At 31.5% G+C, this 523-nt stretch carries 1 protein-coding gene; it reads right to left on the reverse strand.

Annotation, left to right across the window (positions count from 1 at the left end; translation table 11 throughout):
- On the reverse strand, positions 1-523 hold a 523-nt coding region (locus CFE23_RS16575), incomplete at both ends, for a hypothetical protein (RefSeq protein WP_291090574.1).

Consider the following 523-nt stretch of genomic DNA (forward strand, 5'->3'; position numbering starts at 1 on the left):
CGAAGTCAATGTCATTTAAGTTTTCTGTTGGGTAATTAAATCTGCTTATTAGTTCATCTTCTGTAAAAGTCAGTCCTTTGGGATTAATAAATAACTCTAAAGACTTGTCAAGGTTGTCGTATTTATCAATAAGATTTTTAGATATGGAATTTGTCAAATGAATTGAAAATTGAGAAGCAATTGAACTTGCCTCTAACCACCCAGAATTAAAAGTTAAAATGCTTCGCAACTGTCCTTTGTAGTCAACCAACTTAGGAAATATAAAAATTAATTCTTCTATGCGAATTTCTTTTGTTTCGTCAAAATGGCTATTACTTGACCTTACAAAGTCCTTAATAAATTTGATTGTCTGTGCGTAGTCAGACGTTTCTCTTTGTCTAATAAAGTTACCGGATAGAAATGATTGTACATTATCAAATAAACTTGTCTTTGAGTCAATTGTAAGAAAAGCATTTAATAGGGATTCAATTTGTTTGAGTCGTACTTGTCTTGGCGGGTTTGATTTTAAAACTGTCACACTCCA

The organism is Flavobacterium sp. BFFFF1, assembly GCF_002256285.1.
Taxonomy (GTDB): domain Bacteria; phylum Bacteroidota; class Bacteroidia; order Flavobacteriales; family Flavobacteriaceae; genus Flavobacterium.